The sequence below is a fragment of the Vibrio clamense genome, assembly GCF_050337905.1.
Taxonomy (GTDB): domain Bacteria; phylum Pseudomonadota; class Gammaproteobacteria; order Enterobacterales; family Vibrionaceae; genus Vibrio; species Vibrio cortegadensis.
Map to the genome: position 1 here is coordinate 182539 of NZ_JAKJTJ010000021.1, position 23138 is coordinate 205676.

Consider the following 23138-nt stretch of genomic DNA (forward strand, 5'->3'; position numbering starts at 1 on the left):
GCAAAAATGTACTGGGTGAATGGACAACCAAGTGACACAATCTCTTTAAGTGATCGATCTTTTCAATACGGAGATGGGTGCTTTACCACGATGCTCACACTAAACGGTGAGATTCAATATTGGCCAAAGCATATTCAGCGGATGAACCGGAGCCTTGATGCTTTGCAGATTCCTAGGCCCGATTGGGATCTCATTTTTACCTGGTTAGAGCAGGCAAGCCAAAAAGTGTCCAAAGCGGGGCTTAAGTTGCACATCAGTCGTGGTCAAGGTGGGAGAGGGTATAGCCCTAACAATATTTCACCAATTACGGTAACGATCAGTGATTTCAGCTTTCCTGAGTCATATGAGTTATTTTCACAGAGCGGAATAGCCCTAACCATTTGTGAACACCGCTTAGGCTTAAATCCGTATTTAGCCGGCCACAAGCATAATAATCGACTTGAGCAGATCTTAATGAAGTCTGAAGCCGAGCAACGTGGATTTGTGGATGGCGTTGCGATGGACATCAATGGCTATGTTATCGAGACAACAATGGCGAATCTATTTTGGGCGAAAGACAATGTGTTATATTCCCCGAGTCTTGTTAACTGTGGTGTCGCGGGTGTGATTCGTGAACAAATACTTGAATTCGCAAAACGAAATGAGATTGAGACAAAAATAGGACACTTTGAGCTTACTAGGCTTTACGACGCCGATGAAATTTTTATTACCAACTCTATTTTAGGTGTCGTCCCTGTTACTCAAATAAATTTTTCTTCGGATCAGCACAGGGCTTATTCGATAGGAACAATGACAACAATATTTCAGGAGACGATTAACTCGTGATTAAGAAGTTACTACTCTTGCTTACAGTACTAGCGGTATTGGCGGCAGGCGCGTTTTTTTATACCACATCGCAAATTCAACAATTTCTCGATCAACCTGTTCAGATCCAAGATGAGGAAATTGTAACCATAAAACCAGGCATGAGCTTTAATCGTGTCCTGAATCAATTTGTTACGGATAGCTGGATTGTAAGTAACCCAACATCAAAATTAGTACGCCGATTACATCCTGAGCTGACTCACATTAAAGCGGGTACTTTTTTGATTGAGCCTGAACAATCACTGCGAGAAGTGTTAGCGTTTCTCGTTGAAGGAAAAGAGCACCAATTTTCGATTACTTTTGTGGAAGGTAGCCGATTCAGTGAATGGTTAGAGCAATTTAAACAAGCGAAGTATTTGGATCACAGTCTAGCGGGTTTATCTGAAACCGAAATTGCCCAAAAGTTAGGGATAGATAGAGATAAGTTAGAAGGCCTATTTTTAGCTGAAACCTATTACTACACTTTAGGAACGTCGGATTTCGATATATTGAAGCGAGCACATGCAAACTTAAAGCAAGTATTGGACCTACACTGGTCATCACGTCAGGATAAGCTACCTTTGAAAAGTGATTATGAGGCTTTAATCCTCGCTTCAATCATTGAAAAAGAGACCGCGGTTGCTTCTGAGCGTGAAAGAGTCGCTTCTGTGTTCATCAATCGATTGAATAAACGCATGCGTTTGCAGACGGATCCTACGGTTATTTATGGGATGGGTGACAACTACAAAGGCAATATTCGTAAAAAGGACTTACGAGCTCGGACCGCTTATAACACTTATGTAATTAACGGTTTGCCACCAACACCAATAGCAATGGCCGGTGAGGCATCAATTCAGGCAGCATTGAACCCTGAAAAAGGAAAATATCTCTACTTTGTTGCTAGTGGAACTGGCGGCCATGTATTCTCTAAAACCCTAGCTGAACATAATCGTGCGGTTAGAGCGTACTTAAAACAATTAAGAAAGAACAAATGAATCAAACAAAATTTATTGTAGTCGAAGGGCTAGAAGGGGCGGGGAAAAGCACCGCAATTAATGCAATTTTAGATACGCTCAATCAGTTTGGAGTCGATCAAATTGTTAATACGCGAGAGCCTGGCGGTACGGTTTTAGCCGAAAAAATGCGCTCATTAGTGAAAGAGGAACATGACGGCGAAGTGCTTCAAGACATGACTGAATTATTGCTTATGTACGCTGCTCGAGTTCAACTAGTGGAAAATGTCATCAAGCCTGCTCTAAATGCCGGAAATTGGGTGGTAGGTGATCGCCACGATATGTCATCTCAAGCTTATCAAGGTGGTGGTCGTCAAATCGCAAGATCGACGATGGAAAACCTTAGAGAGACAACCCTAAAAGGATTTAAACCTGATTTGACTCTATATCTTGACCTTGATCCTCGCGTTGGTCTTGAACGTGCAAGAGGCCGCGGAGAGCTCGATCGTATAGAGAAAATGGATATTAGTTTTTTTGACCGTACAAGAGAGCGTTATTTAGAAATAGCGGCATCTGATGATTCTGTGTTTGTCATTAATGCTGAGCAAGAGATTGCTAATGTTGCTAAAGATATTAAAGCGACTTTAATTACATGGCTTAAGGCTCAGTAGGTTCACTTATGAGTACACTCTATCCATGGTTGCAACCAACATGGGAACAGTTAAAAGATAAGTTAGACAACCAGCGCTTATCTGGCTCAATGCTGATTTCAGCGAGTAATGGTGTGGGGATCTTACAGTTATTGGAGCACTTTAGCGCAGCGCTGATGTGTTCTAATTACACTAGTGAGGCGTGCGGATTTTGTCATAGCTGCGAACTGATAAAGTCGGGTAGCCATCCGGATCTACACTGGATAAAACCAGAGAAGGAAGGTAAATCAATCACGGTTGATCAGATCCGACAATGTAATCATATTGCTCAGCAGTCATCACAGTTAAACGGAACTCGATTGATCATCGTGACGCCAGCTGAAGCTATGAACGAATCGGCGTCTAATGCTCTACTTAAAACACTAGAAGAGCCCGCAGATAATTGCGTTTTTTTGTTGGTGACAGAGAACTCTCATAAGCTTTTACCCACCATCATTAGTCGCTGCCAGCAAATGCAAATTGTTTTACCTTCATCTGCAGACCTGACGGATTGGGTTGGCCAACAAACTAGCAATGAAATTCCAAACTATGTAGCAAGTTTGAATCATCATGCTCCTCTTAAAACTCTAGAATTTGTCAATGAGAATGGCGTTGAAAGCTATCGTGGTGTTGAGTCCGCGTTTATTACTTTTATTGACGGAAAATCTACGGATGTTTATGAGTTGTGGTCAGCACTGGAAAGTGACACGTTGACGAAGTTGAGCTGGATCTGGTATTTGCTCAGTGATACTCAAAAAGCTCACTTTGGTATAAATAGTCGTGATTTGCTTCCTGGGAGCGATGCATTAGCCAAATTATTAACTTATGAAGCAAGCTACCAGTTGTCACACTTATTAAAAGATTTGATGGATCAGCTTTCAAACCATACGGGTTTAAACACAGAGTTGATGGTTATTAATTGGTTACTGAAATTGCAAGAGGCATCATGTTCGTAGATTCACACTGCCACCTAGATAAGCTTGATTACACTGATTTACACAATGGAATTGAAGACGTAATTAACAAAGCTAAGCAAGCTAAAGTGGAGTCACTGCTATCGGTAGGGGTAACTTTAGACTCTTTTCCTAAAATGCTTGAGATGATTGCCCCATATGAGCAAGTTCATGCCTCTTGTGGTGTTCATCCACTCGATGTCGAAAGTGACTTCTCACTCGACAAGTTATATGAATACGCCAAACATCCCAAAGTGGTTGCGATTGGTGAAACGGGTCTAGATTATCATTATCAACCAGAGACTGCGGAGTTGCAGAAATTGCGATTTGAGCAGCAGGTTGAATTAGCAGTTGAGGTGAACAAGCCACTTATTATTCATACTCGCAATGCGCGTGAAGATACTTTATCGATTTTGAAAAATGGCGGCGCAGATAAATGTGGTGGTGTGATCCACTGCTTTACTGAAGATTTAAAGTTTGCTGAATCTGCTATGGAGCTTGGCTTCTATATATCAATTTCGGGAATAGTGACGTTCAGACAAGCCAAAGAGTTGAAAGAAGTGGTGGCGGCATTGCCGTTAGAAAGGCTGCTTATTGAAACGGATTCTCCCTACTTAGCTCCAGTTCCGCATCGTGGAAAAGAGAATCAACCAGCGTATGCTGTGGAAGTTGCATCCTATATTGCACAGTTAAAAGGGGCGTCGTTATCCTCAGTTGCTGAAAAAACCACCAAAAACTACCACGATCTTTTTTTGCGATGAAAAATCAAATTGGACTGTAAAAAGGAGCGAAAGCTCCTTTTTTATTGTTTTTATCTTATTCTATGCTGTGTTTGCTAATGTTTACGGATTTTGTTGAAGCCGAGATGTCAAATAAGTCAAAATGTAAATTTGTTACATGAAATAACAACTGTCAATATTTTATTTACGCAGTAAAATAAACCTTGTTGATTGTAAAGTTGATTAATAACAATGATTTAAGTTACCTGTAAAGCATTGCAGAGTGGGTTTTGCACTGTGATCTATAATGGGTTTTGAAACTAAATTTCGTAAGTAGCTAGATATTTAGGGGGGCAACAATATATATTTAGAGGCGAAAAATATAACGGAACACATGGTTACATTTTCATTGGGTGCTAACATTTAGGCTGCGGGGGTGTGCCGTTAGGACCCATAAAAAACTTATAAATTTTATCAGGAGCATAAAAATGTTTAAGAATCTTTTTGCCAACCTGCAAAAAGTCGGTAAGGCTCTGATGCTACCAGTATCAGTTCTTCCGGTTGCAGGTATTTTACTTGGTGTTGGTGCTGCAAACTTTAGTTTCCTTCCAGAAGTGGTTTCTCACTTAATGGAACAAGCTGGTGGTTCAGTATTCGGCCAAATGCCACTACTATTCGCAGTAGGTGTTGCACTAGGTTTTACAAATAACGACGGTGTTGCAGGCCTTTCTGCTATCGTTGGTTACGGTATCATGACAGCGACACTAGCAGTAATGGCTACTGTATTTGGTGTAGATAAAATCGATACTGGTGTTCTAGGTGGTATCTTAGCTGGTGGTGTAGCAGGTTGGGCATTTAACCGCTTCTTCAAGATTCAGCTTCCAGAATATCTTGGCTTCTTCGCTGGTAAGCGTGCAGTGCCAATCGTAACTGGTTTCATCTCTATTGCTCTTGGTCTAATCCTTTCTGTTATTTGGCCACCAGTGGGTTCTGCAATCGCAGCATTCTCTGATTGGGCAGCTAACCAAAACCCAGTTACTGCATTTGGTATCTACGGTATTGTTGAGCGTTCTCTGATCCCATTCGGTCTTCACCACATTTGGAACGTACCTTTCTTCTATGAAGCAGGTCAATGTACAAATAACGCTGGCGAAACTGTAAACGGTATCATGACTTGTTTCCTTACTGCTGATGACGCATCTCGCGCTGCTGGTAACGGTTTCGGTCAACTAGCTGGTGGTTACCTATTCAAAATGTTCGGTCTTCCTGCTGCTGCTATCGCTATCGCGCATTCAGCTAAACCTGAAAACCGTGCAAAAGTAATGGGCATCATGGCTTCTGCCGCTCTAACTTCTTTCCTAACAGGTATTACTGAACCAATTGAATTCTCTTTCCTATTCATTGCTCCAGTACTATACGGAATTCACGCGGTACTTTCTGGTCTAGCTTACGTACTAACTAACTCTTTAGGTGTTGTACACGGTCACACATTCTCTAACGGTTTCATTGACTTTATTGTTCAATCTCCTCGTGCTGAGAACATGTTACTTCTAGTTGGTCTTGGTCTTGTATACGCTGTAATCTACTACGTAGTATTCCGTGCAGTAATCAAAGCTATGGACCTTAAAACTCCTGGCCGTGAAGACGAAAGCGAAGACACTGCTTCTGCAGCTACTGGTTCTGAACTAGCGGGTGAATTAGTTGCAGCATTTGGCGGTAAAGCAAACATCACTAACCTAGATGCTTGTATCACTCGTCTACGTGTTTCTGTTGCTGAAACAGATGCAGTTAACCAAGACAAACTGAAACAGCTTGGTGCTGCTGGTGTTGTTGTTGTATCTGGTGGTGTTCAAGCTATCTTCGGTACTAAATCTGACAACCTGAAAACAGAAATGGATGAGTGGATTCGCAACAACGCGTAATCATTAATCTGAATTAACTAAAAAGGAGACTACGGTCTCCTTTTTTTGATCTTGCAAGTGTAGGACTTTACGCTCGTTTTTAAACTTTACTCTTAATCAAAGAGTTTTCACTTCTTTGTGCATCGTTACCGACTTTGGCTACACCACCGCTGTGTATTCGCGTGACTTTCTTCCCGCGATATTAATGAACTTCGTAATGCACTTGTTTACTTTACTGGTTCGATGCGCTTCTCTTCAGCCATGAGTCCATATATTAGGGTCTGTTGACCTTTCACCGAACCTTTCGGGAAGTGTTTGTAGCTTATCAGGTAAGGTAACGACATTTCAAAGCCTCAGCCTTATATAGAGCCCCAACAAACTGCATAAACCAGCTCGAAAGGTCAATGGACCTTAGTTATTCGTGCACGGTTCTAGTCGTTGCATTCGATGCATTAGAAGGACTGATGATGATGTTATTGTTAAAGGCACGTCATAGTATTGGTATCGGTTGGAGTGTAATTTATGGTGGAGTTGGGGTCTTAAGATGTCATCCAATCATTATTGGTCATAATTGTGAGTTCTGTGGGGTAGGCTGAGTATAGAGAGGTAGGTCTAGTCGTGTTGGACTTGCTCTATTGAAAGACTTATCACGATTAATGTTCAGATGTAAAAATGCCGATAGAAAACTATCGGCATTTTGTCATTCAGAGATGAATGTTAAGTTACTTCTTGTCCATCGCTTTCTTGATGCAGATAGCAGCGCCACCCCAAGTAATGCCAAGACCAAGAACCATCATAATAATTGCACTAGTAGTCATAATTAAGCCTCCTTGCGGCTAGTTACGTTAATTACCACGCCGACAGCGAGCAATAGACCAATCATTACCCAACCAAGTGTTAAGTCGTAGCCTGCGTAGCCATCTGTCAGTAATGCTTGCAGTTTAGTAGCAACGATAATGGCTAAAATAACAGGAGTGATGAAGCGTAGACACACATCAAACCAAGTACCGATCGTGAAGTCAGAGATTTTATTTACGTATTCGCGTACATCTGCAATTTTCAATAACCAAGTCATGAGTACGATTTCAACTAGGCAACTCACTACGATGCCAACGTTGTTTGCAAAATGGTCTACTAAATCAAGAAGCAGTAGGCCACCGTTGGTTGCAAATGCCATTGAAATAACAAATCCAGAACCAATGACAATATTGGCCGCTTTCTTACGGCTCCAGTTCAGCTTATCGATTACCGCAGAGGTTACTGCTTCCATGATTGAGATATGTGAACTAAGACCAGCCACAACCAAAGCAAAGAAGAATAGCGGCCCCAGAATGTAAGGAGCAGGCAACAAGTTAATTGCAGCCGGAAGCGTTACAAATGCAAGCCCTACGCCCGCGCTTACTACTTCTGTTAGCGGTTTGCCCTGTTCTTGAGCCATATAGCCTAGTACAGAGAAAATCATGATACCAGCAAGGATAGAGAAGCCACAGTTAATCAACACCGTCATGAACGCGTTGTTTGTGATGTCTGATTTCTCTGGCAGGTAGCTAGAGTAAGCAAGCATAATGGCAAAGCCAATACTTAGGGTGAAGAAGATTTGACCATAAGCAGCAGCCCAAACTTTAACATCCCAAATTTTGCTGAAATCGGGTTCAAACAGGTAGTTAACACCGTTTAGAGCACCAGGTAGGAAGATCATGCGTGCAATTAACAAAACAACCATGATGAACAAAATTGGCATCATAATTTTTGCAGCGCGTTCAATACCAGCTTTTACACCACCAACAATGGCAGCGTAAGTGATTGCCCAGGCTATAAGCATCGAAGCCGCGATACCCCATTGAATGCTACCTAAGCTTGTTGGAGTGTTATCACCAAGAGCAAGGTATTCACTGAAGAAGAAAGCGTTCGTGTCTGCTCCCCAACTTTGAGTAAACGACATACCAAAGTAAGAGATAGCCCAACCAATAACCGCCACATAATAAACCGCAATAACGGCAGCTACGCCAACTTGGAACCAACCAAGCCATTCAAACTTTGAATTGATTTTTGCTAAGGTGGTTGGTGCTGAACCACGGTACTTCTGACCCATACTAAACTCTAGGATCATGAAAGGGATACCTGCGGTGAGCATGGCAAAAAGGTAAGGGATAAAAAAGGCACCACCACCATTCTCATAGGCCATGTAAGGAAAACGCCAAATGTTTCCAAGACCGATCGCAGATCCGACTGCTGCTAGGATAAATCCTGCACGGGATCCCCACTGTTCTCGCTTCATAAATTACTCCTTTTCAACTCCCTGAGGTATGAAGCTTCTCTCTTAGCTTGGTGCTAGATAGTGGAAGAAAGTCCAATAGAGGAAATCTATTGAATGATTGCTCTATCTTCCATGATTTAGCAAAAATGTAGTTATATATGTTGTTTACTTAGAGAGAACTCAGAATATTGTTCTTAATTATACGATGTGTGTTTGCGAAAACTGAAACTATCAGCTACGCATGTCATTGAGACTACCGATTAAATTTGGTTAAGGCAATAGAATGTAGATGTTATTTAATGAGGGTCTGTTGGTTGATATATTGTTAATTCACTTGTTTTTTAGTGAATGAGCAGTGGTGAATGTCTTGGTTCAGTGTGATTGTTCGGGTATTTATTGAGAGAGTAGGATAAAAGACTTAAAAATTAAATAGAGCGTATGACTGAAATTTGTACACCTCTCAGTTAATACCACCGATTACGACCCTATAAATACCAAATTCTTGAACTGATCATTTTTAAGCTAAAAAGAGATTCTGAGCCCCACATTAGTCTGGAATTGATTCATCCAATCGGTTTTAAAGCGAATAGTACAAGAGTTCCCAGTGGTCGGAAGAGTGCATTGTCCTGAAGTTTCATTATCCACAACGGTCCCTAGCCAGCGGACTTGACTGGTCAGAGCTACATTGCTGCTGAGTTGATATTCGACGCCTCCAAATAGGCTTGCGGAAAAACCATATTTATCTTTGACCCAATCGACATCAACATAAGATCCGCCAATGCCGAGGCCGAGATAGCCTGAAATATTGTTGGTTGCAGGGTAATAAATACTGCTTTGAAAGTGGAGGTACTGGACAGAAGATGTCAACTTTATGTCATCAAGTTCGGATGATTGATTTGAGTAAAAGAGCCCAATTCGCCCCTGATCCAGCGGTGTCTCTAGGGCAATACTGTAGTTTACCGCCCCCGAAAGATCATAATTATTGTCTGACTCATCTTCAACACCACCACCAAGGGTATAGCCAACCATAGGAGTAATGAAAAACTCTGCGGCAGATGAAGTAAAAGGTGCGACCATGAGTAAATAAAGCAAAGAGGTGATGTGAAATCTCGTCATAATACAATCCTTATTCGATGAGGCTTTATTGTGATAGCAATGGCATAAGTTTACGCATAATTTGTTGATTTCTTGAACATACTTCACACAGCTGTTATTACTTTCTTATAACATAAGGAGAAGGTTATGGAACAAGATCTAAAAAGTGCTCTATTTATTACGGCTGCTATCTATTCAATTTTAATCGCCTTTGGAATGGTTGCAATATTGAGTTGAGGCCGTTGATGGGTGAAATAGAAAGGTACGAATGAAAAAAAATAGTGGAATCATAACTAATGTAGATTCGCGAATTGACGCTGTTCAACTCTCGAAATACATATCGGGTAAAACAACGCTCGTTGCCCAAGGTGGTGGGCAACGAGGCATTTTCACCTCTGGCGTTATTGATGCGCTGCTTCTCTCTAATTTCGATGAATTTGATGAATTTTATGGCACATCGGCTGGTGCTCTCAATCTTTGTGCTTATCTGTGTCGTCAACACGGCCTCGGAAAATCCTTCATTATGGATTTAACCACCGACCCCAATTTCTTTAATCTCTTTAGTTATATACGAAGCAAGCAGCCAATGGATATGGAATGGGCGCTTGATCGCATCTCTGCGTATCCATATAAATTGGATGTCGATATGGGGCGAAGAGTGCTCGCTCAGAGAAAAGCTTACGCTGCTGTGACCGACGAAAAAAATTTGTCAGATGCTTACTTACCCCTACTGACGGACAATTGGTATCAAGTGATGATCGCCACATGCGCAATCCCTAGGCTTTACACCAAAGAGATCATTATTGATAGCAAACACTATATCGACGGTGGGGTATCAGCTTCAATTCCTGTTCAAGAGGCGTGGAGAAAAGAGGCTCGTAATCTGGTGGTTATACGGACTGAGGCTGTCGATGCCGCCCGTAAGGCTATCGATGATGTAGAGCAGAGTAAGAGTGTCTCTTCGACTGAAATAGAGTGGTTTCGCGACTCTTTTGACACCATCCAAGGGCAGTGGCAGTCAAGAATGGATCAATGGCGGTCTGATTGGGGAAGTTTTTTCCAACAGCAGATATCGCGCTCTAAGGCACAAAAGAGAGATCATCGCCATTTGGATTTATTGAATGGTGGTCGGTGGCTATTTGGCGCTGATGATATATATCGCTTAAGTCACTTGGTCGGCGATAAATTTGATTCTGGTTTGGCTGATATGCTAATGGTTCATTATCAAACTTATTCTTTAACACAAGATTTTTTAAATGCGCCTCCTGATGATGCTTTTGTTATTCAAATTGCTCCAGCGGAATCACTTCGCTCAAGTTCTTTAATGAGTAAGTCAGAAGATTTGTTGTTTGACTACCAAATGGGCGTCGATGCGGGTTATCGATTTGTAGAACAATACACTGCAATTCAGCAAGGTACTTATCTCAATGAATCTATTCAGAAATGAGCCCAGATGTTGAGTGTCTATTCTGGGCTCTTTAATATGGATGGGAAGTTCAGTTTACATTACAGGTAAAATTCTCATGCAATTCGTCGAACCTGCGACATCCATAATGTCACCTTGAGTAATAATCACTAAGTCACCAAATTTCAGTAACTTTTGCTCTTTGAGTGATTGTAATGCCGCCATCGCAACATCAAATCCAGCCTCAACATTGGTATCAAAGTAGAGCGGAGTTACACCACGATATAAAGCACAACGGTTTAAGGTGCCCTCATTTCGTGAAAGTGCAAAAAGAGGTAATCCGGAACTGAGTCGTGACATCATAAGCGCAGTTCGCCCTGATTCAGTCATCGTGACCATCGCTTTAATGCCTTCCATATGGTTGGCGGCATAGATGGTTGCCATTGAAATGGTCTCTTCAGCGGTCACAAAGGTTTTATCAATACGGTAATTTGAGCGTTTAACCACGGCCATTTTTTCTGCACCGACGCACACTTCAGCCATAGACTTCACGGTTTCTACCGGATATAGCCCTGCCGCGGTTTCACCAGAAAGCATAACGGCATCTGTACCATCTAAAACCGCATTAGCCACATCCATAACTTCTGCACGGGTCGGCATAGGAGCGCTGATCATCGATTCCATCATTTGGGTGGCCGTAATTACCGTGCGATTTAAGCTTCTTGCTCGTTGTATGAGTTGCTTTTGTACCCCAACGAGTTCCGGATCGCCAATTTCAACCCCTAAATCTCCCCTTGCGACCATAACAACATCTGAAGCCATAATGATGTCATCAATGCTCTCTTGGCTTGCGACGGTTTCGGCACGTTCTACTTTTGCGACTAGGTGAGCTTCTAAACCAGCATCCCGTGCCAATCGACGTGCATAATTCATATCTTCGCCATTACGTGGAAATGAGATAGCGAGGTAATCGACTTTGATTTCAGCTGCGGTAATGATATCTCGCTTATCTTTTTCCGTTAACGCTTCTGCTGACAGGCCTCCTCCTTTTTTATTAATCCCTTTGTTGTTTGATAGAGGTCCACCAATCGTAACCACGGTATGCACTTTATTGCCTTCAACTGCTGTTACTTTTAGTTGAACTCGGCCATCATCCAACAGCAGTATATCGCCAGTGTCGACATCATTGGGCAGTTCTTTGTAGTCTAGACCAACGGCATTTTGGTTGCCTTCGCCTAGTCCTAAATCGCTATCTAGTGTGAATTTGTCCCCGATCTCTAGGGCGATTTTTCCATCTTTAAACGTAGAAACACGAATTTTTGGACCTTGTAAATCGCCGAGAATAGCAATGTGAGTTCCGAGTTTTGCAGCAATGGCACGAACTTTATTTGCTCGGTCAATGTGATCTTGAGCTGTGCCGTGAGAGAAGTTCATTCTCACCATGTTGGCACCTGCTTTGATGATTTCTTCGAGGTTATTGTCTTTATCGGTAGAAGGGCCAAGAGTGGTGACTATTTTTGTTCTTCTTGGTTTAGAAGTCATTATTTTCTCCTAATGGTAACGCGACGAGTTTGAGCAACATCGTTAAGTATAAGCAATTTAAATAATTATGATTTAAAAAATAATTGATTACATTTAGTACGACTTTAGAAGTGTGAACTGGGTTTTTTCTTAGTGAAAAAAAAGTGAGGTGTTCATGTTTTGTAGGGTAAATAACCGTTCAATATTTGATTGAAAACCCAAAGATTCATGTATATCCGTGATGGCTGTCACGACAATATACCAAATGACTTCACAATTACTTCGCAAAGTAAAAAAATTGGCAGGTTGTTATTTTTGGAGCACAAAATGTACATGGCTCAACCGGGCCATATTGATCATATCAAACAGGTCAATGCTGGTCGTGTATATAAATTAATAGACCTTAAAGGTCCCATTTCTCGTATCGATTTGTCAAAGCAAAGCGCATTGGCACCTGCGAGTATAACTAAGATCACTCGTGAGTTGATTGAAGCTCACCTGATCCATGAAACAACGGTTCAAGAAGCGATTTCAAGAGGCCGTCCTGCCGTTGGCTTACAAACAAATAATGAAGGCTGGCAGTTTTTATCGATGCGTCTAGGACGAGGTTATCTGACGATTGCACTGCATGAGTTAGGTGGTGATGTCCTCATTGATACCAAAATCGATATTCATGAGATTGACCAAGACGACGTACTTGCAAGACTGTTGCATGAAATTGATGAATTCTTCCAAACCTATTCAGAACAACTGGATCGTGTTACGAGTATCGCAATCACTCTGCCTGGTTTGGTAAACGCTGAGCAAGGGATCGTGTTGCAGATGCCACACTATAATGTGGAGAACCTTGCGTTAGGGCCTGAGATATACAAAGCCACAGGGTTACCTGTTTTTGTAGCTAACGATACAAGGGCTTGGGCGCTGGCTGAAAAGCTGTTTGGTCACTCTCAAGAAAACGATAATTCAGTTTTGATTTCCATTCACCACGGTTTAGGTGCAGGGATCATTTTAGACGGTCGTGTACTTGAAGGTAGACATGGCAACATTGGTGAGTTGGGGCATATTCAAATTGATCCTAATGGTAAGCGTTGCCATTGCGGAAATCGCGGCTGTTTAGAAACGGTGGCGAGTTCTAAAGCAATACGTGAAGAAGTCGCATTCCGAATCGCGAATGGGGAAGAGTCCATATTATCTCAGCGTGAGCAAATGACGATTGAATGCATCTGTTCTGCAGCGGCGGATGGCGACCCGTTAGCGGTTGATGTTATTGAGAAACTTGGAAAATACCTTGGTTCTGCCATTGCGATAGTTATCAATTTGTTCAACCCCGAAAAAATATTGATAGGGGGAGTGATAAATCAGGCAAAGAGTGTACTATACCCAGCAATACAGACCTGTATTGAAGAACAAAGTTTGCCTGTTTACCACCAAGATTTAGAGTTAGTCGAATCTCGTTTTTACAAGCAAGCAACCATGCCAGGTGCTGCATTAATTAAGCAGGCTCTTTACGATGGTTTATTATTAATGAAAGTCGTAGAGGGATAACCCTTCGCTTACATTGTTATCAAGTTAATGTTGAACTTGTCAGCTACGTAGCACTTTGGCTACGTGGCTTTGCCTAAGCATTCTTAAATAAGCTATGGTAACTAAACACGATGTAACATAAGTAATTACTGGGAAGTTATATGTCCGGAGTTTTGAATTCAGTTGACCAAAGAACAAATTTGGTTGGTGAGAATCGCTTAGAACTTTTACTATTTTGTCTTAATAGTAGGCAGTTATTTGCTATCAATGTATTTAAAGTTAAAGAGGTTCTAAAAGTGCCTCCGTTGACCAAACTGCCTGGCGCTCACCACAATATTACCGGGGTTGCATCACTGCGAGGTGAATCTGTACCTGTTATCGATTTGAGGGGGGCGATTGGTTTCCCACCGATCCACGGAAAACCGCATGAGCAGAATTTGATCATTACGGAATACAATCGATCGGTTCAGGGGTTCTTAGTCGGTGAAGTTCGCAATATTGTCAACACGGCTTGGACAGAAATTCAGCCTCCACCGAAAACAACAGGCCGCTCTAATTACCTCACCGCGATTACCCATATATCAGAAGAAGAACAGACGAAAATTGTTGAAATTATTGATGTTGAGAAGGTATTAGCTGAAATCATTGATTACGATGTCTCGATATCTGATGGGGTGTTAGATGATGAATTAGCACCATTAATGGTTGGGCAAAACGTTCTTATCGTGGATGATTCATCGACCGCTCGTAACCAAATCAAGGGGACACTTGCTCCTCTTGGTTTTAATATTATCGAATGCTGCGATGGCCTTGAAGCGTTAACACTGCTGAAGCGATGGTGTGATGAAGGGAAAGACGTCACTAAAGAGTTGTTAATGATGTTTACCGATGCCGAAATGCCTGAGATGGATGGTTATAAGTTAACTCATGAGGTACGAACCGATCCTCGCATGAAAGACCTGTACATCGCGCTGAATACATCATTAAGTGGTAGCTTCAATGATGCGATGGTCGAAAAGGTCGGCTGTAACCGCTTTATTTCTAAGTTCCAACCAGATTTGTTAGTAGAGGTTGCGCAAGAACGATTGCGGATGAGTGTGTAAATTTTATCTATAATAAAGGGAGCATTAATTGCTCCCTTTATTATATTTGATAGATAAAAATGACGGACTACGGACTATTTAGGCTGAGCGTCGATGCACTGGCCGTTAATCGATGTCTCTGCCGGATCCATTAGTCGCAAGTAATGAGGCATAATGTCCAGTGGTGTTTTTAGCTGATTAGCATCTTCGCCAGGGTAAGCTTTCGCACGCATACGAGTTTGCGTTGCTCCTGGGTTAATCGCATTGACACGAATAGGCGTCGCACTTAGTTCATCAGCAAGGATCTGCATCATCCCCTCTGTTGCAAATTTTGAAATCGCATAGCTACCCCAAAAAGTACGCCCTGAGTGTCCAACCGTTGAAGAGGTGAAAAGAACGCGTGCTGCTTCCGCTTTTTTCAATACAGGAAGTAGAGCTTGAGTCATTAAAAACTCAGCTTTGACATTGATCTGCATAACATCATCAAAAGTATCTTCTTCAATTTGATCAAATGGACTTAATGTCCCTAGTACGCCTGCGTTATGCAATAACCCATCTAAACGTCCAAATTGGCTTTCAATGGTGTCGGCCATATCGAGATAATTTTGTTTAGTCGCGCCTTTCAAATCTAACGGAATGATGGCTGGTTGAGCGTAGCCTGCCTTTTCTATCTCATCGTAGATAAATTCAAGGTTTTTAACATTTCGACCCAATAAAATTACGGTTGCACCATGTTCAGCAAAACTTAAAGCGGCTTGACGGCCAATTCCAGCCCCCGCACCTGTAACGAGTATGACTTTATCTTTTAAGGCATCTTGTGAGACTGAATATTCCACTATGCTCATCCTTTTTAGTAAATGCACCAAATAGTTGCTGACGTATAAACGAACAGAATATCAATTGATTTGGTATAAGTTCTTGGTAATCGTGACAAGATGGTTACAATACACTAATTCACACATTAGGGGATATGACATTGGAATTTTTGTTGGACTATGGCCTGTTTTTGGCCAAGATTGCGACCGTAGTAATAGCGATAATTGCTATTCTAGTCATTGCGAAATCAGTGAGTGGAAAATCAGGAACCGCTAAAGGTGAACTAGAAATCACTAATCTTACTGATCAACATAAAGATACTGTTGAGCAGCTAGAACATCATTTACATGATGAGGCATTTATCAAAGCTAGAGACAAAGCAGAGAAGAAAGTAAAAAAAGAGAAAGCAAAGTCTCGTGATAAAGATATTAAAAAAGCCGTGAAAGATGGGCAACTTGATACTAAGCGCGAACCTCACCTGTTTGTGCTGGACTTCAATGGCAGTATAGATGCAAAAGAAGTGACCTCTTTGCGTGAAGAAGTGACTGCAATTCTCGCTGTGGCTCGGGATGGTGATGAAGTACTACTGAGACTAGAGTCTGGTGGTGGAATGGTGCATGGATACGGCTTAGCTTCTTCACAACTCGATCGTTTAAAAGCGGCAAAATTACCATTGACGATTTCTGTTGATAAAGTGGCGGCAAGTGGTGGGTACATGATGGCGTGTATCGCTGATAAGATTGTTTCTGCCCCTTTTGCGATTGTTGGTTCGATTGGCGTTATTGCACAGCTACCTAATTTCAATAAATTGCTTAAAAAGCACGATATTGAATTTGAACAGCTTACTGCTGGTGAATACAAACGCACATTGACTATGTTTGGTGAAAACAGTGATAAAGCACGTGACAAATTCAAAGAAGAGTTAGAAGAGACTCACGGCTTATTTAAAGATTTCATACGTGACCACCGCCCTGATCTTGATCTAGAAAAAGTGGCGACTGGCGAACACTGGTTTGGTACACAAGCAAAAGCTCTAGGTTTAGTGGATGAAATTAGTACGTCTGATGATCTAGTGGTTAGCGCATGTAAAGATAAAACAGTACTTGCTATCCATTATGTGCAAAAGAAAAAACTATCAGCCAAACTAGCCGGTGTTGCTGGTGAAGCTGCTGACCATGTTTTGATGAAATGGATCAGCCGTGGACAACGTCCAATCGTATAGACGAATTTGAGTTTATCTAGACAACGCTCACTCTGATTCTTGGAGTGGGCGTTTTTTATGTGCCGGAGAACGAGAGTAGGCGCGATGGTATTCAATCCATAAAGATTCTTAGGGCTGGTGGCGTGAAGTATTAAATAAGATCGAAATTTTTCTGTTTGAGTCTCGCTCATTGTTTAGATTCAAACTATAATACGTCGCCTATAAAAGCCATGATGAATATCGAGGCTAACAATTAAAATTTCTACAATAGACGTGGAGTAAAACATGTCCTCAAATACACCGGTTATTACCGTTGATGGACCAAGTGGTGCAGGTAAAGGCACACTTTGTATGTTGCTAGCAGATAAACTAGGCTTTCATTTACTTGATTCGGGCGCGATATACCGAGTCCTTGCTCTTGCTGCAATTCACCATGGCGTTGATACAGAGTCTGAGGATGCATTAGTTCCTCTTGCGACCCACCTTGACGTGCAATTTATTGCTGAAGGTGATTTAGTTAAAGTTATCCTTGAAGGTGAAGACGTTTCTGGTGAGCTTCGTAAAGAAGAAACAGGTATGGCTGCATCTAAAGTTGCTGCATTACCAAGAGTTAGAGAAGCATTACTGCGTCGTCAGCGTGCATTTAGCACCTCTCCAGGTTTAGTTGCTGATGGTCGTGATATGGGCACGGTAGTATTTACGGGTGCTGAAGCGAAAATTTTCTTGGATGCAAGTGCGGAAGAACGAGCTCAAAGACGCCTTAAACAGTTGCAACTTAAGGGCTTAGATGTTAACTTTGACGACCTTTTGTGCGAAATACAAGAGCGTGATGATCGAGATCGTAACCGTGCGGTTGCCCCATTGCGCCCTGCTGAAGACGCACTCGTGCTAGATTCAACATCTATGTCTATTGACGAAGTTGTAGAAAAAGCATTGAAATATATTGAATCTAAACTCACACAGTAATCTATACTGGGTGAGTAAAGAACGTTGGTCGCAAGGATGATGACCGGCGAATTTATCAACCCCATGCGGTAGGATACCCATGGACGTTTAATTATTGAAGATCAAATAATGACTGAATCTTTTGCTCAACTCTTTGAAGAGTTTCTAAATGAAACTGAATTCCAACAAGGTAGTATCGTTAAAGGTACTGTAGTAGCTATCGAGAACGGTTACGTTCTTGTTGATGCTGGCCTTAAGTCTGAATCTGCAATCCCTGCTGAACAATTCAAGAACGCTGCTGGCGAACTTGAAGTTGAAGTTGGTGCTGAAGTAGACGTAGCGCTTGACGCTGTTGAAGATGGTTTCGGTGAAACTCAACTTTCTCGTGAGAAAGCTAAGCGCCACGAAGCTTGGATCGTTCTTGAGAAGGCTTACGAAGAAGCTGAAACTGTTGTTGGTATCATCAACGGTAAAGTTAAAGGCGGTTTCACTGTTGAACTAAACGGTATCCGTGCTTTCCTTCCTGGCTCTCTTGTTGACGTACGTCCTATTCGTGACACTGCTCACCTAGAAAACAAAGAACTAGAGTTCAAAGTAATCAAGCTAGACCAGAAGCGTAACAACGTTGTTGTTTCTCGTCGTGCTGTTATCGAATCTGAAAACAGTGTTGAGCGTGACGAACTTCTTGAAACTCTACAAGAAGGTACTGAAGTTAAAGGTATCGTTAAGAACCTTACTGACTACGGTGCATTCGTTGACCTTGGCGGTGTTGACGGTCTTCTACATATCACTGATATGGCGTGGAAGCGTGTTAAGCACCCATCTGAGATCGTAAACGTTGGTGACGAAATCCTAGTTAAAGTTCTTAAGTTCGATCGTGAGCGCACTCGTGTTTCACTAGGTCTTAAGCAACTAGGCGAAGATCCATGGGTAGCAATCGCTAAGCGTTACCCAGAAGGTCACAAACTTTCTGGCCGTGTTACTAACCTGACTGACTACGGTTGCTTCGTTGAAATCGAAGAAGGCGTTGAAGGTCTAGTACACGTTTCTGAAATGGATTGGACTAACAAGAACATCCACCCTTCTAAAGTTGTTAATGTTGGCGACGAAGTTGAGGTTATGGTTCTTGATATCGACGAAGAACGTCGTCGTATCTCTCTAGGTCTGAAACAGTGTAAAGCTAACCCATGGCAATCATTCGCTGAAGCTCAAGCTAAAGGCGACCAAGTTACTGGTAAGATCAAGTCTATCACTGACTTTGGTATCTTCATCGGTCTTGACGGCGGCATCGACGGTCTTGTTCACCTATCTGACATTTCTTGGAATGTTGCTGGTGAAGATGCAGTACGCGACTACAAGAAAGGCGATGAAATCTCTGCTGTTGTACTTGCAGTTGATGCAGAACGTGAGCGTATTTCTCTTGGCGTTAAGCAAATGGAAAATGACCCGTTCAATGCATACGTTGCAGACACGAAGAAAGGTACTCTAGTAACTGGTACTGTAACTGCAGTAGACGCTAAAGGAGCTACAATTGAGCTTCTAGAAGGCGTTGAAGGTTACATCCGTGCTTCTGAAGTATCTCGTGACCGTATCGAAGATGCGTCTCTAATCTTAAGCGTTGGTGACAGCGTTGAAACTAAGTTCACTGGTGTAGACCGTAAGAACCGCGTAATCAACCTATCTATCAAAGCGAAAGACGAAGCTGAAGAGCAAGAAGCAATGGCTACACTGAACAAACCAGAAGATGGTGGTTTCGGTAATGCTATGGCTGATGCATTCAAAGCTGCTAAAGGCGAATAATCCAATCGCTTAAGAAGGAGCCGTAAGGCTCCTTTTTTTTCGATATGTGCCTGCATTTATTGCTTATATGTCTTATATTTATATAGCAATCAAAGTAATAAAAGAAATGAGGGAAACTATGACTAAGTCTGAATTGATTGAGAGACTCTGCGCAGAGCAAACACACTTATCTGCAAAAGAGATTGAAGATGCTGTAAAAGATATTCTTGAACATATGGCATCAACTCTGGAAAGTGGTGATCGAATCGAGATCCGTGGTTTTGGTAGTTTCTCACTGCACTATCGAGAACCCCGTCTAGGACGTAATCCTAAAACTGGAGAAAAGGTTGAGCTGGAAGGCAAATATGTTCCACACTTCAAACCAGGCAAAGAGTTACGTGAACGTGTAAATCTAGGTCTTTAAGCCTCCATTCTAATTATAAAAAAGCGGTATACTTAAGTGTATACCGCTTTTTTATAACTAGAATATTGCTAATATCCATGGTTTGCAGACCTGTTTTCCTGCATAATCGTATCAGCCAAATTTCCTTAGGATGGAGACGTATGAAAATTATAAAAATAATTGCAGTTATAGCCCTTTTCCTAATTGCACTTGCCCTCGGAGCACAAAACCAAGAAGTCGTTACTTTCAACTACTTAGTCGCGCAAGGCAGCTTTAACTTATCAACACTGCTTGGTGTTATATTTGTCAGTGGTTTTGGGTTAGGTTGGTTGGTTTTCGGTAGCCTTCATTTAAAATCTCAACTTCAAATTCGTCGTCTAAGGAAGCAACTTAATAAACTCAAAACATCAAGCCCAGTCGTTGAAACGAAAGCTTGAGTTATTGCGTAAAGGCGACCATTAATGCTTGAGTTACTTTTCTTATTATTGCCGATTGCAGCTGCCTACGGGTGGTATATGGGAAACCGTAGTGCTCAGCAAGATAAGCAAACCCAATCTCATCAAATCTCTCGTCAATATGTCACGGGATTAAATTTGCTGCTTTCTGATCAATCAGATAAAGCAGTAGATCACTTTATCGAATTACTTCAAGTCGATGACGATACAATCGATACGCACCTAGCGCTAGGGAATCTATTTCGCTCGCGTGGTGAGGTCGATCGCGCTATTCGTATCCACCAAAACCTTATTTCTCGTACAGGCCTAACGTTAGAACAAAAAAATTTAGCACTTCAACAACTAGCAAAAGATTATATGGTTTCTGGCTTTTTAGATCGGGCTGAGAAAATCTTTGAGCAATTGGTGGAAGAGCCTGAGCATAAAGAGAGCGCATTACAGCAGCTTGTTACTATCTATCAACAAACCAAAGAGTGGAGCAAAGCCATTCATTATGCGACAGCTTTGGTCAAAATGGGTAGAAAAAGAGTCAAATCTCAGATCGCACACTTCTTATGTGAACTTGCCATGCAGGAACAGGGTGAGGGGCAAACGAACAAAGCTATTCAGCATTTTAAAAAAGCGTTGGTCGAGGATCCTAAATGTGCACGAGCAAGTATTTCACTTGGAAAATTATATTTGGAATCAGAGGACTATCAGCAAACCATTAAGTATATGGAAATGGTGCTGAACCAAGACATTGATTTTATCAGTGAAGTGCTTCCTACTCTGGCAGATTGTTATCACCACTTAGGACAAGAAGAGGGATTGGTTGAGTTCCTAAGGGCTTGTATTGATAAGAAGGCGGGCGTTTCAGCGGAATTAATGTTAGCACAATTGGTCGCGAATCATGAAAGTATTGGAACAGCACAAGAGCTACTAACTCGACAGCTAGTGAAAAACCCAACGATGAAGGGCTTTTACCGCCTTATAGATTATCATATTGCTGAAGCTGAAGAGGGAAGGGCGAAAGACAGCCTGACAACCTTGCAATCTATGGTTGGGGAACAACTTAAAATAAAGCCACATTACCGATGCCGTAAATGTGGTTTCTCTACTCATTCAATGTATTGGCACTGTCCTTCTTGCAAAGGTTGGGGGACGATCAAGCCAATTCGTGGCTTGGATGGTGAATAGACATATTATTTTTAATGCAGCTTACGGGCTGCATTTTTGTACGTTTAAGAAAGTAGTGACAAGAATTATTAGGAGATTAAATGAACGACCAAAAAGTTATCGTAGCACTGGATTATGATAAACAGACTGATGCTCTGAATTTTATTGATAAAATTGATCCAACGACATGTCGATTAAAAGTTGGCAAAGAAATGTTTACTCTTTTTGGGCCTGATTTTGTCCGTGAGCTACATAAACGTGGTTTTTCGGTATTCTTGGATTTAAAATTTCATGATATTCCAAACACTTGCTCAAAAGCTGTTCGTGCTGCGGCAGAATTAGGGGTATGGATGGTGAATGTCCATGCGAGTGGTGGTGAGCGGATGATGACAGCTTCACGCGAAATTCTTGAGCCATATGGGAAGGATCGCCCGTTATTGATTGGTGTAACCGTACTTACCAGTATGGAACAGAGCGACTTAGCTGGAATTGGTTTAAATGTTGCACCTCAAGAGCAAGTAATGCGCTTGGCTCGTCTAACTCAACGTTCAGGTTTGGATGGTGTCGTTTGTTCAGCACAAGAAGCTTCGCTCTTAAAGAGTGATTTAGGCTCAAACTTCAAATTGGTGACTCCCGGGATCCGCCCGGCAGGCGCTGATGTTGGGGATCAGAAAAGAATCATGACTCCTTATGATGCAATCCAAGCTGGATCGGATTATTTAGTGATAGGACGCCCAATCACCCAGGCGGCACAGCCTGCGGAAGTTCTTCAGAAAATTAATGCTAGCTTAATTTAGCCCACCTTGAATTAAGGTAAGTAATATCTACTTACCTTTTTCATTGGAAATGATTTAATTTTTTGACCTGTATTTTGAAATGCTGCAAAAGTTGACAATTACTCATCAAAAAAAAATATAATTACAAACCAATAATTGAGAATGGATGCTAATGAAACTACGAACCAGTGTAGTGTGGTTATTGTTCTGTACCTTTGCGAACGTCAATAGCGCTTTGGCCAATCGTTTGAATTTGGCATTGTCATGTGAGCATTCGACAACTATTTCGCGACAAGAGTTAATGAATCAGTTTCCTGTTACTTCATTCACCACTCACCTGCCTTGGGATGCTGAACCCGCTAAATTTAGCGGTGTTAAAGTAAGTGATCTAACGGCTTTATTTGCACCACAGAAACCAAAGATTCTCTATTTTTCAGCGTTGAATGAGTTTAGAGCTTCGATTGAAGTTAATGACTTAGTTGAATATCAGCCAATCATCGCCTATTCAATTAATGGTGATGCTATCTCTATTCGTAAGCGAGGGCCGTTTATGTTGCTCTATGATTTGGATAAATTTCCGCATCTAAACGTACCTGAATACCATAATAAGATGATTTGGCAAATTAATGAGGTATCGATTGAAGAGTGTGAATAATAATCCATTTA

At 41.7% G+C, this 23138-nt stretch carries 23 protein-coding genes; 18 read left to right on the forward strand and 5 right to left on the reverse strand.

Annotation, left to right across the window (positions count from 1 at the left end; all coding sequences use genetic code 11):
• The first annotated feature begins 6 nt into the window (after positions 1 to 6).
• From pabC to ptsG, 6 genes are all read left to right on the forward strand, one after another.
• Complete coding sequence (gene pabC, locus L4C39_RS08520) at positions 7 to 825, forward strand: aminodeoxychorismate lyase (protein ID WP_429745384.1); 819 nt, start codon at positions 7 to 9, stop codon at positions 823 to 825.
• Positions 822 to 1838, forward strand: coding sequence for an endolytic transglycosylase MltG (mltG, locus tag L4C39_RS08525; protein ID WP_429745386.1), 1017 nt, complete (start codon positions 822 to 824; stop codon positions 1836 to 1838). The genes pabC and mltG overlap by 4 nt, the downstream gene beginning before the upstream one ends.
• Positions 1835 to 2467: a dTMP kinase gene (gene tmk, locus L4C39_RS08530; RefSeq protein ID WP_429745388.1), complete on the forward strand. Its 633-nt coding sequence runs from the start codon at positions 1835 to 1837 to the stop codon at positions 2465 to 2467. The genes mltG and tmk overlap by 4 nt, the downstream gene beginning before the upstream one ends.
• Positions 2468 to 2475: 8 nt before the next feature.
• Complete coding sequence (locus tag L4C39_RS08535) at positions 2476 to 3441, forward strand: DNA polymerase III subunit delta' (RefSeq protein ID WP_429745390.1); 966 nt, start codon at positions 2476 to 2478, stop codon at positions 3439 to 3441.
• A complete protein-coding gene (locus tag L4C39_RS08540; RefSeq protein WP_429745392.1) occupies positions 3432 to 4199 on the forward strand; it encodes a TatD family hydrolase in 768 nt (255 codons plus the stop codon). The genes L4C39_RS08535 and L4C39_RS08540 overlap by 10 nt, the downstream gene beginning before the upstream one ends.
• Before the next feature lie 446 nt (positions 4200 to 4645).
• The gene (gene ptsG / locus L4C39_RS08545; RefSeq protein WP_113795921.1) at positions 4646 to 6079 is read left to right on the forward strand and encodes a PTS glucose transporter subunit IIBC; all 1434 of its coding nucleotides are present in this window, start codon (positions 4646 to 4648) and stop codon (positions 6077 to 6079) included.
• A gap of 701 nt (positions 6080 to 6780) precedes the next feature.
• Here the strand turns inward: ptsG and L4C39_RS08550 are convergent.
• From L4C39_RS08550 to L4C39_RS08560, 3 genes are all read right to left on the reverse strand, one after another.
• Positions 6781 to 6876, reverse strand: coding sequence for a methionine/alanine import family NSS transporter small subunit (locus tag L4C39_RS08550; RefSeq protein ID WP_017053915.1), 96 nt, complete (start codon positions 6874 to 6876; stop codon positions 6781 to 6783).
• A gap of 2 nt (positions 6877 to 6878) precedes the next feature.
• Positions 6879 to 8336 (reverse strand): sodium-dependent transporter, encoded by a 1458-nt coding sequence (locus L4C39_RS08555; RefSeq protein ID WP_113795922.1) that lies wholly within the window; start codon positions 8334 to 8336, stop codon positions 6879 to 6881.
• Positions 8337 to 8837: 501 nt separating this feature from the next.
• The gene (locus tag L4C39_RS08560) at positions 8838 to 9431 is read right to left on the reverse strand and encodes an outer membrane protein (protein ID WP_216599535.1); all 594 of its coding nucleotides are present in this window, start codon (positions 9429 to 9431) and stop codon (positions 8838 to 8840) included.
• Positions 9432 to 9557: 126 nt separating this feature from the next.
• Here L4C39_RS08560 and cydH point away from each other — a divergent pair, with 126 nt between their 5' ends.
• Together cydH and L4C39_RS08570 are read left to right on the forward strand one after the other, a co-directional pair.
• A complete protein-coding gene (gene cydH / locus L4C39_RS08565) occupies positions 9558 to 9647 on the forward strand; it encodes a cytochrome bd-I oxidase subunit CydH (RefSeq protein WP_017053912.1) in 90 nt (29 codons plus the stop codon).
• A 31-nt stretch (positions 9648 to 9678) separates the two neighbouring features.
• Positions 9679 to 10857 (forward strand): patatin-like phospholipase family protein, encoded by a 1179-nt coding sequence (locus L4C39_RS08570; protein ID WP_429745396.1) that lies wholly within the window; start codon positions 9679 to 9681, stop codon positions 10855 to 10857.
• Between the two features lie 54 nt (positions 10858 to 10911).
• Here the strand turns inward: L4C39_RS08570 and pyk are convergent, their stop codons facing one another.
• On the reverse strand, positions 10912 to 12357 hold the full coding sequence (gene pyk, locus L4C39_RS08575) for a pyruvate kinase (RefSeq protein ID WP_113795925.1): 1446 nt from the start codon (positions 12355 to 12357) through the stop codon (positions 10912 to 10914).
• A gap of 306 nt (positions 12358 to 12663) precedes the next feature.
• Between pyk and mlc the strand changes: the two genes are divergently transcribed.
• The gene (mlc, locus tag L4C39_RS08580; protein WP_017053909.1) at positions 12664 to 13881 is read left to right on the forward strand and encodes a sugar metabolism global transcriptional regulator Mlc; all 1218 of its coding nucleotides are present in this window, start codon (positions 12664 to 12666) and stop codon (positions 13879 to 13881) included.
• Positions 13882 to 14021: 140 nt separating this feature from the next.
• Positions 14022 to 14963, forward strand: a complete 942-nt coding sequence (locus L4C39_RS08585) for a chemotaxis protein CheV (RefSeq protein ID WP_017053908.1) — start codon at positions 14022 to 14024, stop codon at positions 14961 to 14963.
• A 74-nt stretch (positions 14964 to 15037) separates the two neighbouring features.
• Here L4C39_RS08585 and L4C39_RS08590 read toward each other — a convergent pair whose 3' ends face one another.
• Positions 15038 to 15778 carry a YciK family oxidoreductase gene (locus tag L4C39_RS08590; protein WP_171756088.1) on the reverse strand — a complete coding sequence of 247 codons (741 nt, stop codon included), beginning with the start codon at positions 15776 to 15778 and terminating at the stop codon, positions 15038 to 15040.
• A 140-nt stretch (positions 15779 to 15918) separates the two neighbouring features.
• Here L4C39_RS08590 and sohB point away from each other — a divergent pair, with 140 nt between their 5' ends.
• The 8 genes from sohB to L4C39_RS08630 all read left to right on the forward strand — a co-directional run bounded on the left by sohB (position 15919) and on the right by L4C39_RS08630 (position 23127).
• A complete protein-coding gene (gene sohB / locus L4C39_RS08595) occupies positions 15919 to 16980 on the forward strand; it encodes a protease SohB (RefSeq protein ID WP_429745527.1) in 1062 nt (353 codons plus the stop codon).
• 264 nt (positions 16981 to 17244) lie between these two features.
• Entirely contained in the window at positions 17245 to 17925 is a 681-nt protein-coding gene (gene cmk / locus L4C39_RS08600; RefSeq protein WP_113795927.1) for a (d)CMP kinase, read from the forward strand.
• 108 nt (positions 17926 to 18033) lie between these two features.
• The gene (gene rpsA, locus L4C39_RS08605; RefSeq protein WP_017053904.1) at positions 18034 to 19704 is read left to right on the forward strand and encodes a 30S ribosomal protein S1; all 1671 of its coding nucleotides are present in this window, start codon (positions 18034 to 18036) and stop codon (positions 19702 to 19704) included.
• A gap of 118 nt (positions 19705 to 19822) precedes the next feature.
• A complete protein-coding gene (gene ihfB, locus L4C39_RS08610) occupies positions 19823 to 20107 on the forward strand; it encodes an integration host factor subunit beta (protein ID WP_017053903.1) in 285 nt (94 codons plus the stop codon).
• Between the two features lie 140 nt (positions 20108 to 20247).
• Positions 20248 to 20523, forward strand: a complete 276-nt coding sequence (locus L4C39_RS08615) for a LapA family protein (protein WP_113795928.1) — start codon at positions 20248 to 20250, stop codon at positions 20521 to 20523.
• 24 nt (positions 20524 to 20547) lie between these two features.
• Entirely contained in the window at positions 20548 to 21717 is a 1170-nt protein-coding gene (lapB, locus tag L4C39_RS08620) for a lipopolysaccharide assembly protein LapB (protein ID WP_017053901.1), read from the forward strand.
• Between the two features lie 80 nt (positions 21718 to 21797).
• Positions 21798 to 22493, forward strand: a complete 696-nt coding sequence (gene pyrF / locus L4C39_RS08625; RefSeq protein ID WP_113795930.1) for an orotidine-5'-phosphate decarboxylase — start codon at positions 21798 to 21800, stop codon at positions 22491 to 22493.
• Positions 22494 to 22644: 151 nt separating this feature from the next.
• Positions 22645 to 23127, forward strand: coding sequence for a putative pterin-binding protein (locus L4C39_RS08630; RefSeq protein WP_141707825.1), 483 nt, complete (start codon positions 22645 to 22647; stop codon positions 23125 to 23127).
• Positions 23128 to 23138 lie beyond the last annotated feature (11 nt).